The 14,596-nt window shown below is 62.3% G+C and carries 13 protein-coding genes and 5 tRNA genes; 3 read left to right on the forward strand and 15 right to left on the reverse strand.

The window, feature by feature from the left end; translation table 11 throughout:
- Positions 1-51: 51 nt before the first annotated feature.
- Positions 52-1,068 (forward strand): COX15/CtaA family protein, encoded by a 1,017-nt coding sequence (locus WIR04_RS02655; protein WP_338890256.1) that lies wholly within the window; start codon positions 52-54, stop codon positions 1,066-1,068.
- Positions 1,065-1,970 carry a heme o synthase gene (gene cyoE / locus WIR04_RS02660; RefSeq protein WP_338890258.1) on the forward strand — a complete coding sequence of 302 codons (906 nt, stop codon included), beginning with the start codon at positions 1,065-1,067 and terminating at the stop codon, positions 1,968-1,970. Before WIR04_RS02655 ends, cyoE begins: the two co-directional genes overlap by 4 nt.
- 75 nt (positions 1,971-2,045) lie before the next feature.
- On the opposite strand, the gene WIR04_RS02665 is transcribed toward cyoE, so the two are convergent.
- From WIR04_RS02665 to nhaC, 7 genes are all read right to left on the reverse strand, one after another.
- Positions 2,046-3,476 (reverse strand): gamma-aminobutyraldehyde dehydrogenase, encoded by a 1,431-nt coding sequence (locus WIR04_RS02665; RefSeq protein WP_338890260.1) that lies wholly within the window; start codon positions 3,474-3,476, stop codon positions 2,046-2,048.
- Positions 3,477-3,505: 29 nt separating this feature from the next.
- Positions 3,506-4,324, reverse strand: a complete 819-nt coding sequence (locus WIR04_RS02670) for an ABC transporter permease (protein WP_338890262.1) — start codon at positions 4,322-4,324, stop codon at positions 3,506-3,508.
- A complete protein-coding gene (locus WIR04_RS02675) occupies positions 4,314-5,282 on the reverse strand; it encodes an ABC transporter permease (RefSeq protein ID WP_069651948.1) in 969 nt (322 codons plus the stop codon). Before WIR04_RS02675 ends, WIR04_RS02670 begins: the two co-directional genes overlap by 11 nt.
- Positions 5,279-6,292, reverse strand: coding sequence for an ABC transporter ATP-binding protein (locus WIR04_RS02680; protein WP_338890265.1), 1,014 nt, complete (start codon positions 6,290-6,292; stop codon positions 5,279-5,281). The genes WIR04_RS02675 and WIR04_RS02680 overlap by 4 nt, the downstream gene beginning before the upstream one ends.
- A gap of 80 nt (positions 6,293-6,372) precedes the next feature.
- Entirely contained in the window at positions 6,373-7,518 is a 1,146-nt protein-coding gene (locus WIR04_RS02685; protein WP_338890267.1) for an ABC transporter substrate-binding protein, read from the reverse strand.
- Between the two features lie 198 nt (positions 7,519-7,716).
- Complete coding sequence (locus WIR04_RS02690; RefSeq protein ID WP_025328378.1) at positions 7,717-8,640, reverse strand: LysR family transcriptional regulator; 924 nt, start codon at positions 8,638-8,640, stop codon at positions 7,717-7,719.
- 105 nt (positions 8,641-8,745) lie between these two features.
- Positions 8,746-10,155, reverse strand: coding sequence for a Na+/H+ antiporter NhaC (gene nhaC / locus WIR04_RS02695; protein ID WP_338890271.1), 1,410 nt, complete (start codon positions 10,153-10,155; stop codon positions 8,746-8,748).
- Positions 10,156-10,459: 304 nt separating this feature from the next.
- Between nhaC and WIR04_RS02700 the strand changes: the two genes are divergently transcribed.
- Positions 10,460-10,669, forward strand: coding sequence for a hypothetical protein (locus WIR04_RS02700; RefSeq protein ID WP_041206801.1), 210 nt, complete (start codon positions 10,460-10,462; stop codon positions 10,667-10,669).
- 8 nt (positions 10,670-10,677) lie between these two features.
- Here WIR04_RS02700 and WIR04_RS02705 read toward each other — a convergent pair whose 3' ends face one another.
- The 8 genes from WIR04_RS02705 to glgC form a co-directional block, all read right to left on the reverse strand.
- The gene (locus tag WIR04_RS02705) at positions 10,678-10,944 is read right to left on the reverse strand and encodes a late competence development ComFB family protein (RefSeq protein ID WP_338890275.1); all 267 of its coding nucleotides are present in this window, start codon (positions 10,942-10,944) and stop codon (positions 10,678-10,680) included.
- A 103-nt stretch (positions 10,945-11,047) separates the two neighbouring features.
- Positions 11,048-11,133: transfer RNA gene (locus tag WIR04_RS02710), tRNA-Leu, on the reverse strand.
- Between the two features lie 71 nt (positions 11,134-11,204).
- Positions 11,205-11,290 (reverse strand) — tRNA-Leu (locus WIR04_RS02715).
- Between the two features lie 46 nt (positions 11,291-11,336).
- A tRNA-Leu gene (locus tag WIR04_RS02720) sits at positions 11,337-11,422 on the reverse strand.
- A gap of 46 nt (positions 11,423-11,468) precedes the next feature.
- Positions 11,469-11,554, reverse strand: a tRNA-Leu gene (locus tag WIR04_RS02725).
- 51 nt (positions 11,555-11,605) lie between these two features.
- A tRNA-Leu gene (locus tag WIR04_RS02730) sits at positions 11,606-11,691 on the reverse strand.
- Positions 11,692-11,807: 116 nt separating this feature from the next.
- Positions 11,808-13,268 carry a glycogen synthase GlgA gene (gene glgA / locus WIR04_RS02735; protein ID WP_338890277.1) on the reverse strand — a complete coding sequence of 487 codons (1,461 nt, stop codon included), beginning with the start codon at positions 13,266-13,268 and terminating at the stop codon, positions 11,808-11,810.
- Positions 13,258-14,475 carry a glucose-1-phosphate adenylyltransferase gene (gene glgC, locus WIR04_RS02740; protein WP_005327542.1) on the reverse strand — a complete coding sequence of 406 codons (1,218 nt, stop codon included), beginning with the start codon at positions 14,473-14,475 and terminating at the stop codon, positions 13,258-13,260. The genes glgA and glgC overlap by 11 nt, the downstream gene beginning before the upstream one ends.
- Between the last annotated feature and the right edge of the window lie 121 nt (positions 14,476-14,596).

Consider the following 14,596-nt stretch of genomic DNA (forward strand, 5'->3'; position numbering starts at 1 on the left):
GTCGTGTGTTCTGTCGCCATTATCCGGAGACAAGCGTCAGCGAGGTGCCGTATGAAGATACAGAAGCGACTGGCATCGATCGCTATCGCGCTGGCGGTGCTGGTGATCCTGCTTGGGGCCTATACCCGACTGACGGATGCCGGGCTGGCCTGCCCCGATTGGCCCGGCTGTTACGGTTCCCTGGCCGTCCCCCAGTCCGCGCATTTGGAGCGTGCGGCCCAGCTCTACCCGGACACGCCGCTGGAGCCCCACAAGGCGCGCAGCGAGATGGTGCACCGCTACTTTGCCGGTGTGCTGGGAGGTGTGATTGCGCTGCTGTTCGTGCTGAGCTTGCGTGCTGGCGGCCGTCTGCGTCGCCTCTCGGGGGCCTTGCTGGTGCTGGTGGCTGGGCAGGCTGCCCTGGGCATGTGGACGGTGACGCTGGCGCTGCACCCTCTGGTGGTGACCACCCACCTGCTGGGTGGGTTCGCCATCCTGACTCTGCTCTGGCTCTACCAGGCCGAGCTTGCGCGCTTCCCCGCGAACGCGCCCGTCTGCTGCGGTCAGGGCTTGCCCTGGCTCGGCAATGCGGCCTGTGGCGTGCTGCTGCTGCAGATAGCGCTGGGTGGCTGGACGTCGGCGAACTATGCGGCCATGGCCTGCGTCGAGTTGCCTCTCTGCCAGGGGAGCTGGCAGGCGCAATTGAACTGGGAGGAGGCCTTTCATCTGCCACTTGGCCACGCCAGCTATGAGTTTGGGGTGCTGAGCAAGGAGGCGCGCCAGACCATCCATATCGCCCATCGTCTGGGGGCCCTTGCCACCGCGCTGCTGGTGGGGGGCTTTGCCCTCACCCTGATCCGTCATGGGGCCCCATTGCGTTTACTGGGGGGGCTCTTGCTGGTCCTGCTGCTCGTGCAAATTGTCTTGGGGCTGGCGAATGTCCACCTGGCCCTGCCGTTAGCAAACGCCCTCGCGCATAACCTGGTGGCGGCGCACCTGCTGGTGTGTTGTGTGCTGGCCCGTGGGCGGCTCTCTCGTCCCCGGATTTCCCCCTTGCTGTCGCCCGAGGCGATCAGGAGTCAGACATGAACAGCAAGCCCTTGACAGGCCTCATCGACCCCCGGCTGCTGCGGGATTATTACCAGCTGACCAAACCCAAGGTGGTGGCCTTGCTGTTGCTGACCGCCTGGGTCGGCATGCTGCTGGCCGAGCCGTCCCAGGCCTTCCTTGACGAGATGGTGCTGGGGCTGGCGGGGATAGGGCTGCTAGCGGCCGGGGCGGCGGCCATGAACCACTCCCTTGACCACGGCATCGATGCCCAGATGCGCAGAACGCGCTGGCGACCGGTCGCCATGGGGCGGATCGGGCCCAAGTCTGCGATGGCGTTTGCACTCTGGCTGGCGTTGGCGGGCTTCGCCTTGCTCTACTGGGGCGTGAATCCCCTGACCGCCTGGCTGACCCTGGCCAGCCTGTTTGGCTATGCGATCGTCTATACCCTGCTGCTTAAACGGGCCACGCCACAGAATATCGTGATCGGCGGGCTGGCGGGTGCCATGCCACCGCTGCTGGGCTGGACCAGCATCACGGGAGGGCTCTCGGCCGAACCCTGGCTGCTGGTGATGATCATCTTCACCTGGACGCCGCCCCACTTCTGGTCCCTGGCCATCCACCGGCGTGATGAGTATGCCGGTGCGAACATTCCCATGCTGCCCGTCACCCACGGCATAGCGTTCACCAAGACGGCGATCCTACTCTATCTGCTGATCCTGACTCTGGTCTGCCTGCTGCCCTACCTGATCGGCATGTCCGGGCTGCTCTATCTGATCAGCAGTCTGGCGCTGAATCTGTTGTTCTGTTGGCATGGCTGGTTGCTGAAGTATTCGGAGCGCCCCGGTCAGGCGATGCGCACCTTCCGCTTCTCCATCTATCACCTGATGTTGCTGTTCGGTCTGCTTATTCTGGATCACCACTGGCTGTGGCGGTTGTCGTAGGAGGAGGTATCTGGCAGGGGATTTGGGTCGTTGTTTACGCATTCAGGCTGGCCCCGGGGCCAGCCTGAATCATGTTCAGAGCTTGACCATGATGTGGCGCGGTACAGTGTAATCCTCCAGCGCGTAGAGGGAGAGATCCTTGCCGTAACCGGACATCTTCATGCCGCCGTGGGGCATCTCCGAGGTGAGCATGAAGTGGGTATTGATCCAGGTGCAGCCATATTGCAGGTGGCTGGCCACTTTGCTCGCCAGACTCAGATCCCGGGTCCAGACCGAGGAGGCGAGGCCGTAGTCCGAATCGTTGGCCCACTGCACCACCTGTTCGGCGTCGCCAAAGCGGGTCACCGACACCACGGGGCCGAACACCTCCCGGCGCACTATTTCATCCTCCTGGCGGGCGTGGGCTATCAGGGTCGGCTCGAAGAAGAAGCCGTTGCCGGCGCGGATCTTGCCGCCAGTGGTCACCTCAACATGGCCGCTGCTCTGGGCCCGCTCCACGAAGCTGGCCACCCGGTTGCGCTGGCGGTCAGAGATGAGCGGCCCCATCTCCACCCCTTCCTCACGCTGGCTGCCCACCTTGATAGAGGCCACGGCCTCCGTCATGGCGGCGACGAACTTGTCGTAGATCTTGCCCTGGGCATAGATGCGGCAGGCGGCGGTGCAGTCTTGTCCTGCGTTGTAGAAGCCGAAGGTGCGAATGCCGGCCACCACGGCCTCCAGATCCGCATCGTCGAAGATGATGACGGGCGCCTTGCCCCCCAGCTCAAGGTGGGTGCGCTTCATGGTGCGGGCGGCGCTCTGCAGTATCTTCTGGCCGGTGGCGATGTCACCGGTCAGCGACACCATGCGCACCAGCGGGTGCTCCACCAGCGGCGCTCCCACGCTCTCACCCCGGCCGCAGACGATGTTGATGACGCCGCGGGGGAAGAGCTCGCTGGCGAGCTCGGCAAGGCGCAGGGCGGTGAGCGGGGTCTGCTCTGAGGGTTTGAGCACCACCGTATTGCCGGCGGCGAGCACGGGGGCCATCTTCCAGGCCGCCATCATCAGCGGATAGTTCCAGGGGGCGATACTGCCCACCACGCCGATGGGATCCCGGCGGATCATGCTGGTGTGTCCCTCTATGTATTCCCCCGCCAGCGGTCCCTGCAGGCAGCGGGCCGCCCCGGCAAAGAAGCGGAAGCAGTCCACCACGGCGGGAAGCTCGTCATTGAGGACCGCCAGATAGGGCTTGCCGCAGTTGAGGGATTCGAGCGCCGCAAGCTCTTCGGCGTGGCGCTCTATGGCATCGGCCAGGCGCAGCAGCAGGGTGCTGCGGCTCGCCGGGGTGGTGCGGCTCCACTGGGCGAAGGCGCGCTGGGCACCGTTGACCGCCCGGTTCACCTGCTCGAACGAGGCTTCGGGCACCGAGGCGAGAAGCTCCCCGGTGGCCGGGTTGAGAATGGGCTCGGCCTGGCCGTCACCGGTCACGAACTGGCCGTCGATCAAGAGTTGGGTAGAGAATTTCATGGTTGCATCCTTGCGCAGGCGTTGAGTCATTATTTGCCACTGCCGGCGACGTCCTGGCCGTCGCGGGTGAGGTAGTAGGCAAGCAGAATGGGAATGGTGGTCACGGCCACTATGATGAGGGCCACCACGTTGGTGACGGGCCTATCCCGTGGACGGATCAGCTCCTGATACATCCAGATGGGCAACGTGGTCTGCTGGCCCGCAGTGAAGGTGGTGACTATCACCTCGTCAAAGCTCAGGGCAAAGGCCAGCATGCCCCCCGCCAGCAGCGCCGTGGCGAGGTTGGGCAGGATCACATAGCGCAGGGTCTGGAAGCCGTCGGCCCCGAGATCCATGGACGCCTCGATCAGCGACTGGTTGGTGCGGCGAAAGCGCGCCAGCGCATTGTTGTAGACCACCACCACACAGAAGGTGGCGTGGCCTATGACGATGGTCCAGAAGCTGAACGGGATCTCCATCAGGCCGTAGGCGGAGCGCAGCGCTATGCCTGTGACTATGCCGGGCAGGGCGATGGGCAGCACCAGCAAGAGCGACACCACCTCCTGGCCGAAGAAGCGGCTGCGGGCTATGGCTCCCGCCGCCAGGGTGCCGAGCACCATGGCCGCCAGGGTCGCGAGCCCCGCCACCTCCAGCGACAGCTGGATGGCGCGCCACACGTCGGGGCGGTTCAGGGTCACCTCGAACCACCTGAGGGTGAGCCCGGGGGGCGGGAACTGGTAGCTCTTGCTCTCGCTGGTGAAGGCGTAGAGGAAGATGAAGAGGATCGGGAAGTGCAGGAACAGCAGACCGCCGATGGCCGCGTACTTGAGCAGGCCGGAGGCCTGGTTCATGGGTGGATTAGAGCGCATCGAAGGCCCCCAGACGTTTGGCAATGGTCAGGTAGATGGCGATGATGAGGATGGGCACCAGTGAGAAGGCGGCGGCGAAGGGCAGGTTGCCCGCCGTGCCCTGCTGCATGTAGACCACCTGGCCTATATACATGGTCGAGTTGCCTATGATGCCGGGAATGATGTAGTCACCAAGGGTCAGGGAAAAAGTGAAGATGGAGCCCGCCACCACGCCGGGCAGTGCCAGCGGCAGTATCAGGGTGCGGAAGGTCTGGGCCGGAGTCGCCCCCAGATCGCTGCTCGCCTCCAGCAGGGAGCGCGGGATCCGCTCCACCGCCGCCTGAATGGGCAGGATCATGAAGGGCAGCCAGACGTAGACGAAGACGATGAAGGTGCCGAGCCGCGAAAACGACAGCGAAGGGCCGCCAATCACCGGCAGGGAGAGGATGCCGTCCAGCAGCCACTCCAGCCCCAGGCTGTCCGCCAGCCAGCTGATCACCCCCTCCTTGGCCAGGATCAGCTTCCAGGCATAGACCCGCACCAGATAGCTGGACCAGAGCGGCAGCATGATCCCCACATAAAACAACGCCCGGGTCTTGCCGCTGGTGTAGCGCGCCATGTAGTAGGCGATGGGGAAGCCGAGCAGGGCGCAGGCCAGGGTCACCAGCAGCGACATGCCGACGGTACGGCCGATGACGTCCAGGTTTTCCGGCCGCAGCAGGGCGATGAAATTTTGCAGCCCCAGCTCGTGGCGCACCTGACCGCTGAACTCGTCCAGCCCGAAGAAGGCGTTGGAGAGCAGCATCAGCAGGGAGCCCACATAGATGATGCCGAGCCAGAGCAGGGGCGGCCCGAGCAGTATCCCCAGCAGCAGGCCGGGACGGCCGTAGAGCAGGGTGGAGAGGCGCCGCAGCGGCCGCAAGCGTGCAGGTTCGGTAGCGTGGCTCATGGCTAGACTCGCGCTGTGGGGGAGGCTCATGGCTGAGCCCCCGATCCTGAGGCACTCAGGCGGTGGATGGCCTGCTCAGGCCAGCTGAGGCTGACCCGGGCGCCACGGGCCAGACGGGCCTGCCCCTCGTTGGGGTGATTGACGATGATCTCGAGCTGCTCTCCCAGGCTGACCCGGTAGCGCACGAAGGGGCCCAGATACTCCACCTCGCGGATCTCCCCCGACCAGCCCGGCATGCCCGCCTCGCCGAGCCGGATCCGCTCCGGGCGCACCATCATCTGGTGCTCATCACCGCACAGCCGTTTGGCCTGCTCCCCCTCGAACAGGTTGACTGTGCCGACGAAGCGGGCCACAAACGGCGTCGCCGGAGCATCGTAGATGGTATCCGGCGCGGCTATCTGCTCTATCTTGCCCTGACTGAAGATGCAGATGCGGTCGCTCATGGAGAGCGCCTCCTGCTGATCGTGGGTGACGAAGATGAAGGTGATGCCGAGCTGGCGCTGCAAGGCTTTCAGCTCGAGCTGCATCTGCTCGCGCAGCTTGAGGTCGAGCGCCCCCAGCGGTTCGTCCAGCAGCAGGATGCGCGGCTGGTTGATGAGGGCCCGGGCGATGGCGATGCGCTGGCGCTGGCCGCCGGAGAGCTGCCCCGGCTTGCGGCTGCCGACGCCGGGCAGGCGCACCAGCTCCAGCATCTCGTCCACCTTGCGGTGGCGTTCCGCCTTGGGCACCCCCCTGATCATCAGGCCGTAGCCGATGTTGTCCCGCACATCCATGTTGGGGAAGAGGGCGTAGTCCTGAAACACGGTGTTGAGGTTGCGATCATAGGGCGGCACCTGGGAGCAGGGCTCGCCAAACAGCCGGATCTCCCCCTCGCTCGGGTACTCGAAGCCCGCGATCATCCGCAGGCAGGTGGTCTTGCCGGAACCACTCGGGCCCAGCAGAGTGAAGAATTCTCCGGACGGGATCTGGAAGGAGATGTCGTCGACCGCCTTCACCTCGCCGTAGTGGCGGCTGACCCGGTCAAATTGTACGGCTGTCATGGTACATCCTTGTCATCGAACAGGGCCGGGTCTCCCCCCGGCCCGTTGTGGGGCGACTTGCTGGTGTGGACTGTCTGGACTCAGCGGCCACCCAGAATGGCGATATAGTCGGACACCCAGCGGTAATAGGGCACGCAAGTCCCCTGACTCTTGCACTGGGAGACTGGGGTTCGCCAGAAGTGCACCTTGTCGAAGTTCTCTATGCCGTTGGTCTTGCAGCCCTCTTTGCCCAGCAGGGAATTGCCCTCGCAGGCGGCGGGCACCACGGGCACGGAGCCGAACCAGGAGGCGAGATCCCCCTGCAGCTTGTTGTTCAGGGAGTGCTCCAGCCACTGGTAGGCGCAGGTGAGGTGCTTGGCCTCGCTGTGCACCATGCTGGTGTCGGCCCAGCCGGTAACCCCCTCCTTGGGTACAGTGGTGGCGATGGGCTGCTTGTCGGCGATCAGGGCATTGGCCTGGAAGGGCCAGGAGCCGGAGGCCACCACTCCCTCGTTCTTGAAGTCATCTATCTGGACGAAGGCGTCGTGCCAGTAGCGCCCCACCAGCTGGCGCTGCTTTCGCAGCAGATCGAGGGAGGCCTTGTACTGCTCCTCGTTCAGCTCGTAAGGATCCTTGATGCCGAGTGCCGGCTGGTGGGTCATCAGGTAGAGGGCGGCATCGGCGATGTGGATGGGGCCGTCGAACGCCTGCACCCGCCCCTTGTTGGACTTGCCGTCCGGCAGGGTCTGCTCCTCGAACACCACGGACCAGGAGTCCGGCGCCTTGGGGAACACCTTGGTGTTGTACATCAGGATGTTGCCACCCCACTGGTAGGGGACGCCGTAGTGCTTGCCCTCCACAGTGTGCCAGGGAGCATTCTGCAGCCGGGGATCTATCTTGCTGTAACTCGGGATGAGCGCCAGGTTGAGCGCCTGCACCTTGCCCCCCGCGATGAGGCGCAGGCTGGCGTCGCCGGAGGCGGTCACCAGATCGAAGCCCCCCTCGTTCATCAGGGCCACCATCTCGTCCGAGGTGGCGGCCGTCTTGACGCTGACCTTGCAGCCGGTCTCCTTCTCGAAGCCGGTCACCCAGTCGTAGTTCTTGTCAGTCTCGCCACGCTCCACGTAGCCTGCCCAGGCCACGATATTGAGCTGGCCTTCGCCCTTGCCGAGCTCGGTCGGGGCGGCCTGGGTCTGGCCTGCCAGCAGGGCGGGGATCAGGGCCAGTGTCAGGGGGGTCAGTTTCATCTTGCTCTCCTTGCATGATCTGGAGCCATGCGATACCGCAATGGCAATTAACATCCTGTTAACCAGTCATGAGCGTAGGAGAAGGCAGTGGTAATGAGAATTTCAATTTTTAACGCCAGAGGTATCTGCCAAATCTATATCGAGTGCAGATGAATCTTATTTTTGATGACGGAGCGACGATCCCCCAGAGGGCGCTGGCTAGCGGGAGGCCGGCTGGCGGGCCCGCAGCCGGCTCTGATCCCGCGCTATGTCGATGAACTCGCGGGCGGTCCAGTCCAGCCGCGAGCCGCGGCGCCACACCAGGCCGATGTCGATGGCGGGGATGGGTTCCTTGATGGGGCGGGCCTCCACTCGCTCCTGCTCCAGAGACCAGGGGCGATAGGCAAAGTCCGGCAGCAGGGCGACCCCGAGCTGGCTCGCCACCAGGCTGCGTACCGCTTCCACCGAGGCGGTGCGCAGCACAGTGCGAGGGGAAATGCCGTAGCGGCGCAGGCCGGCCCCTATGATCTGATCCAGCTGATCGGCGGTGAGCGAGATCATGGGCTCATCCCCCAACGCCTTGAGGGAGAGGGTCGATTCCGCGCAGAGGGGGTGGTTGGCGGCGAGCCAGAGCCGCAGGGGGGAGCGGGTCAGCAGCTCGGTATCGAACGCCTCCTGGCGGATGGTGCGGTTGGTCATCAGTATCCCCACGTCCACTTCGCCGTTGACGATCTGATGCTCCAGAAACGGCTGCTCATCCTCCTTCACCTCGATGCGCACCGCCGGAAAGGCGCGGCGAAAGCGGCCGATCGCCTCCGACAGGTAGTAGCCGGCTACCAGCGTCGTCACCCCTATGGTGAGCTGCCCCTGATCCTGCTGGGCCACCGCCTTGAGGGACTGGCCGGCTTCGGTCATGGCGCCGAGAATGCGCCTGGCATGGAGCAGGAACTGGTGGCCCTGGGCCGTCAGGGTGACGCCGCGCGGGTTGCGCTCGAACAGAGCGGCGCCGAGCTCGGTCTCCAGCTCGCGGATGGCGCTGGTGACCGCCGACTGGGAGATGTGCAGTTCGGCGGCGGCGCGGCTCACGGAGAAGCTGTCGGCCACGGCCACGAAGTAACGGATCTGGCGAAAGGTAAAATTCATCTGGGCATCCTGCCACGGGCGACGAGGTTGGCTGCCAGCTTAACCCCGAACTTCCCCCAAGCAAAAGGCGCCGTGATGGCGCCTTTATCATTATTTTTCCTGCTGTTAGCGGGAGCTGGCCGCCTCGATCACCGGCACCCGGTTCACCGCCTTGCCCAGATAGGCGAGGGTGATGGTCACTATGATGCAGGTGAAGCTGAGCCACATGTAGGGCAGGTAGTCGAGGGTGGCCACCCCCAGCACCCCGGCCATGAAGATGCCATTGTCGCTCCAGGGCACCATGCCGCAGGTGAGGGTGCCGCCGAACTCGGCATTGCGGGAGAGGTTCTTGCGCGCCAGTCCCAGTCGGTCGTAGTTCTTGGCCATGATCTTGGGGGTCAGGATCAGCGACACATACATGGCGGAGCCGAACACGTTGGCCAGGAAGGCGGTGCCTATGGTGTGGCTGGTCAGGCTGCCGACGCTGTTGATGCGCTTCTCGAAGGCGTTTGCGATCACTTCCAAAATGCCGACCTTCTCCAGCAGGCCGCCAAAGCCCAGACCGAAGATGATGACGGCCACCGAGCCCAGCATGGACTCCATGCCGCCGCGGCCCAGGATGTTGTCGATGAAGTCGACCCCGGAGATGATGGGGAAGGGGCTGTAGGCGGAGTGCATCGCCTTGACCGGATCCATGTCCTGGAAGGCGATGGCCCAGACAAGGCCCAGCAGGGCGCCGAAGCTGATCACCGGGAAGGCGGGTTTGCGGTTCGCCAGCAGGCCCAGCACCAGGATCACCGGCACTATGGCCAGCGGCGTGATGTTGAACTGCTTGTCGAGGGCTTCCATCACCAGGTTGACCTGCTCCAGGCTGACGTTGCCGGAGTACTGCATGCCGACCACGGTGAACAGGGCGGCGGTGATGACGTAGGAGAAGAGGCTGATGGGCAGCATCCCCTTGATGTGTTCCACCACGTCGACGTTGGACATGGTCGATGCCAGCACCACTGAGTCGGAGAGGGGGGAAAGCTTGTCACCGAAGTAGACGCCGGAGAGCACGGCACCGGCCACCAGCGGCGCAGGCACCCCCAGGCTGTGGCCTATGCCCATCATGGCGATCCCCGCCGTGGCGGCAGAGCCCCAGGAGGTGCCGGTAGCCAGCGAGGTGAGGGAGCAGATGATCAGGGTCGCCAGCAGGAAGATGGAGGGGTGTATCACCTTGAGGCCGAAGTAGATGATGCTGGGGACTATGCCCCCGGCGATCCAGGTGCCGACCAGGGCACCGACGGAGACCAGTATCAATATGGCTCCCATCCCCTTGGCGACCCCGTCGACGGCCGCCTGCTCCAGGGACTTGTAATCATGGCCGAGCCGGATGCCGAGCCCCATGATGACGAACCAGGCGATGAACAGCGCCAGCTGGATCGGCAGATCGAGCACGCTGGTGAACGAAAAGGCCAGGGCCAGGAAAATGGCCAAGCAGGCAAACACCTGCGTCATGCCAGGCAATCGGATGTGGTTTTGTTGGTTTTGCATAGATACTTCCTAAACTCTTGCTCGCCAAGGTCGGTCCCTCTCGTCCTGTGGATACACGTATCCCGAGGGGCCGGCCCAAAAAGAGGCCGCAATCTACCACAAACCCGGGGCGCAAAATCCCAACTTATTTAGCAAAAATGCATTAATGTTTGATAAATCTACTCATTAGTTGATCTCATCGGCGCTTTTTTTGAATATCAGGCGAATGCAGGACAAATAGCCAAAACCCATAGAGAAGTCCGATTGCACTCCTCATAACCACAAACGATAATCGTTATCGTTTGATTCTGTGGGTAGCATCATCATGATCTGGATAGTGCGGTGTCTCTTGCTGGCAGCCTTGCTGGCGGTGTTGGGCTGGGGTCAGGACAAGGCGTACGGCTTGTGGAGTCTGGGCTTCTTGCTGGCCGCCTGGGTCATGCTGGAGCCCAGGCTGAGGCCGGCGCTGATCCTGCTGCCGGTCGCGGGCATGACGGGGGTCGTCACCCTGCTCTGGCAGCAAAGCTGGCTATAGGAAAGCGCTTAGCGGGATGGAACGGCCTGGATCTTGTCATAGGCCAGGCGCAGTGAGGTCATGACCTTCTGCTCCATCTCGATGCGTTCGTCATCCGTGGTGAAGTAGATCATGTCGACGTTGTGGCGGATGTAGTGGGAAGGAAGCTGGTTGAGTGTCAGGCAGCAGAGATCGGCCAGCTGGTAGGGGGTCAGTCTCTGGTTAAGTCCCTGTTTTTCTATCTCTTTGAGCACCAGATGTTCATAGAAGTTGTGAATGTCGGTATCCAGGATCATGGGAAAACCCCTGTGGTGGTATGGCATCCTCAACAGCATAGCCATGGCAGGGGCAAAAACAAAAGGCCCGTCACTTTCGTGATGGGCCTTTTTGCATGATGAATGGTGCGAAGAGAGGGACTCGAACCCTCACATCCGTGGGACACTAACACCTGAAGCTAGCGCGTCTACCAATTCCGCCACCTTCGCACACTGATTTTCTCCAGCTGGTTTTTAAATGCGGTTGGAGCGCATTGCTCTGTGTTTACATGTCAGAATCATGGTGCGAAGAGAGGGACTCGAACCCTCACACCCGGGGGGCACTAACACCTGAAGCTAGCGCGTCTACCAATTCCGCCACCTTCGCACATTCGGGTTATCAGTCTGGATTTACATGCTGTCTGATAAAAGCATGGTGCGAAGAGAGGGACTCGAACCCTCACACCCAGGGGGCACTAACACCTGAAGCTAGCGCGTCTACCAATTCCGCCACCTTCGCACATTCGGGCTATCAGTCTGGATTTACATGCTGTCTGATAAAAGCATGGTGCGAAGAGAGGGACTCGAACCCTCACATCCGTGGGACACTAACACCTGAAGCTAGCGCGTCTACCAATTCCGCCACCTTCGCACATTGTCATCAATCTTGTTTTGCATGCCATCGATGAAGCATGTTGCAGTATGGTGCGAAGAGAGGGACTCGAACCCTCACATCCGTGGGACACTAACACCTGAAGCTAGCGCGTCTACCAATTCCGCCACCTTCGCATCACTGCGGTGGGGGATTCTATAGAGTTTTGGGGGGGCGTCAACAGCCAAAGGGGACTTTTTTCGCTGTTGACGGATAAAGCCGTATCAAGGGCACAAAACTTCAGCAATCTGGGTCACGCCTGGGCCAGTGCGTCCTGATACATCTGTTCGTACAGAGGGACTGAGTCGGCCCAGTCGAAGCGGCTGTGCATGGCATTTTGCTGCACGCGGGCAAACTGCTCGGGTTCCTGCAGGTAGTGGAGCAGGCTGCGGCGCATGGCATCGAGCAAGGTGCTGGCGGTAGGATCGTTGAAGCAGAACCCGGTCGCGTGCTCCGGATCGGCATCCCAGTCCACCACTGTATCCTTCAGTCCGCCGACGGCTCTCACCAGCGGCAGTGTGCCATAGGCCAGGCTGTACATCTGGTTGAGGCCGCAGGGCTCGAACAGGGAGGGCATCAGGAAGAAATCTGCGCCCGCTTCCACCAGGTGGGCCAGACGGTCATCATAGGCGTTGATGAAGGCGAACCGGTCGGGATGTTGCTGGGCTATGGTCTGCAACTGGGCGGCGAGGGAGGGATCGCCGGAACCCACTATCACCACCTGCACCTGATGCTGCAAAAACTTGTCCAAGGCCGGGATCAGCAAGTGCACCCCTTTCTGCTCGGTCAGACGACACACCATGCCATAGATGGGCAAGTTGCCGACGGGTAGCCCCGTCTCCTGCTGCAGGGCCCGTTTGCAGGCGTGTTTGCCGGCCAGGTGGTCGGCGTCATAGGTGGCGGGCAGCAGGGGATCGAAGGCGGGATCCCAATCCTGATAGTCACAGCCGTTGAGAATGCCGCGCAAGTCGCTCGCCCGTTGCTGGAACACGCTGGCCATGCCGTGAGCACCCAGGTGGGTCAGCAGCTCGCTGGCGTAGTTGGGGCTGACCGCATTGATCTTGTCCGCATAGAGCACACCGCACTTGAGCAGGTTGATGTGGCCGTAGTCGTAGTTGATGCGCTGCTCGTAGTCCTGGATCTCCGGCACGGCCCAGAACTGCTGGCGATCGAACACCCCCTGGAAGGCCGCATTGTGGATGCTGATGACCGACCGGGTGCGCTGGAAGAAGGGATTGTGAGCGTGGCGCGTCTTGAGCAGCAGCGGCAGCAGGCCGGTGTGCCAGTCGTTGCAGTGAACTATGTCAGGGGCGAAGTTCAGCTGCTCGCAGGCGTGCAGGGCCGCCGCCGCCAGGAAGGCGAAACGCTCGCCGTTGTCGGGGTAAGCCTGATTGTTTTCGGCATAGAGCTGGGGCCGCTCGAAATAGGGCGGGCAATCGAGCAGATAGACGCAGATCCCGTCCAGTTCCAGCTGATAGATGCGATAGCTGATGTCGTCCCGTCCCTGAGGGGTGGGCAACCAGCGCGAGGCGAGAAGAACGGCCTCATCCCGGCGCTTGAGCGTCTTGTAGAAGGGCAGGATGATGCGAACGTCGTGACCCCCCCGGGCGAGATGCTGCGGCAGGGCCTTGGCCACATCCGCCAGGCCCCCGGTCTTCACCAGCCCCTCAACCTCAGAGGCGACAAACAGGACTTTCAGTGGGTTAATAGCCAACTCTTGCTCCCTTAGGTACCACGACGATTCCGCCTTCGGACACGGTAAATCGCTCTCTGTCATGGTCCAGATTCTCACCGATCACGGTGCCGGGTGCAATTTCAACGTTTTTGTCGATGATGGCGCGTCGAATTGAGCAGCCTTCACCTATCTTCACATCCCCGAGCAGCACGGATTCGCTGATGTGGCTGCAGGGGCCTATGTTGCAGCGGAAACCCAGGATGGATCGCTGGATCTGGCTGCCCTGAATGAAGCAACCGCCGGAGATCAGGGAGTTGGCAATCTTGACCTTGCAGTCATCGGTGTCGATGAAGGTGGCGGGGGGCAGGGGCGGGTAGTGGGTGTGCAGCGGCCACTTGCGATTGTAGAGGGAGAAGGGGGCGTCGTCGGCCACCAGGTCCATGTGCGCCTGCCAATATGAGTCGAGAGTCCCCACATCGCGCCAGTAGACGTTGGGCTTCTCCCCCGGGATGACGTTGGTACTGTAGTCGTAGACATAGACGGGGGCGCGCGGGAAGAGGCTGGGGATGATGTCCTTGCCGAAATCGTGGCTGGAGTTTTCCTCGGCGGCATCGCGCTTGAGCTCGCGGTAGAGCGCCTCTGTCTCGAAGATGTAGTTGCCCATGGAGACCAGGGCCTGGGTGGGATCCCCGGGGATGGGCTTCGGATGCCTGGGTTTCTCTTCAAAACCTATCATGCGACCCTCCTGATCCACCTCGATCACCCCGAAGGCGCTCGCCTCCTCGATGGGCATGCGCAGGGCCGCCACGGTCAGGGCGGCGGCCTTCTGCTTGTGGAAGCTCACCATCTGGCTCACGTCCATCTTGTAGATATGGTCGGAGCCGAAGATGCAGACGTGCTCGGGGTCGGAGATCTCGATGAAGCGCAGGTTCTGGTAGATGGCGTCGGCGGTGCCGTCATACCAGCGTTTGCCCATTCGCATCTGGGCCGGAATGGGATCGATGAAGCGATCCGTGATGCCGACTATGTTCCAACCCTTCTTCATATGCAGGTAGAGGGACTGGGACTTGAACTGGGTGAGCACATAGATGCGCAGGAAGTCGGCGTTGACGAAGTTGTTGAGCACGAAGTCGATCAAACGGTAGCTGCCGCCAAAGGGGACAGAGGGCTTGCTGCGGGTGGTGGTCAGTGGCTGGAGTCGGGTTCCTTCGCCGCCTGCCAATATCATGGTGAGTATGCCTGCCATCGTATTTCTCTCCCTGAATTCATACCTTGAAAAGGTTTTCATGTTGCCGCGAAAAAACACCCCTAAAGGGGTGGTAAACGTTTTCTTGGTACCTTAGCAGATCCCGTCTGGCACTCTCTAC

Source organism: Aeromonas rivipollensis (assembly GCF_037811135.1).
GTDB lineage: Bacteria > Pseudomonadota > Gammaproteobacteria > Enterobacterales > Aeromonadaceae > Aeromonas > Aeromonas rivipollensis.

Excerpts from the sequence above, each read along its gene's own strand:
- WIR04_RS02655 (WP_338890256.1), top strand. The coding sequence starts at position 52 with ATGAAGATACAGAAGCGACTGGCATCGATCGCTATCGCGCTGGCGGTG.
- cyoE (WP_338890258.1), top strand. The coding sequence starts at position 1,065 with ATGAACAGCAAGCCCTTGACAGGCCTCATCGACCCCCGGCTGCTGCGG.
- WIR04_RS02665 (WP_338890260.1), bottom strand. The coding sequence starts at position 3,476 with ATGAAATTCTCTACCCAACTCTTGATCGACGGCCAGTTCGTGACCGGT.
- WIR04_RS02670 (WP_338890262.1), bottom strand. The coding sequence starts at position 4,324 with ATGCGCTCTAATCCACCCATGAACCAGGCCTCCGGCCTGCTCAAGTAC.
- WIR04_RS02675 (WP_069651948.1), bottom strand. The coding sequence starts at position 5,282 with ATGAGCCTCCCCCACAGCGCGAGTCTAGCCATGAGCCACGCTACCGAA.
- WIR04_RS02680 (WP_338890265.1), bottom strand. The coding sequence starts at position 6,292 with ATGACAGCCGTACAATTTGACCGGGTCAGCCGCCACTACGGCGAGGTG.
- WIR04_RS02685 (WP_338890267.1), bottom strand. The coding sequence starts at position 7,518 with ATGAAACTGACCCCCCTGACACTGGCCCTGATCCCCGCCCTGCTGGCA.
- WIR04_RS02690 (WP_025328378.1), bottom strand. The coding sequence starts at position 8,640 with ATGAATTTTACCTTTCGCCAGATCCGTTACTTCGTGGCCGTGGCCGAC.
- nhaC (WP_338890271.1), bottom strand. The coding sequence starts at position 10,155 with ATGCAAAACCAACAAAACCACATCCGATTGCCTGGCATGACGCAGGTG.
- WIR04_RS02700 (WP_041206801.1), top strand. The coding sequence starts at position 10,460 with ATGATCTGGATAGTGCGGTGTCTCTTGCTGGCAGCCTTGCTGGCGGTG.
- WIR04_RS02705 (WP_338890275.1), bottom strand. The coding sequence starts at position 10,944 with ATGATCCTGGATACCGACATTCACAACTTCTATGAACATCTGGTGCTC.
- glgC (WP_005327542.1), bottom strand. The coding sequence starts at position 14,475 with ATGGCAGGCATACTCACCATGATATTGGCAGGCGGCGAAGGAACCCGA.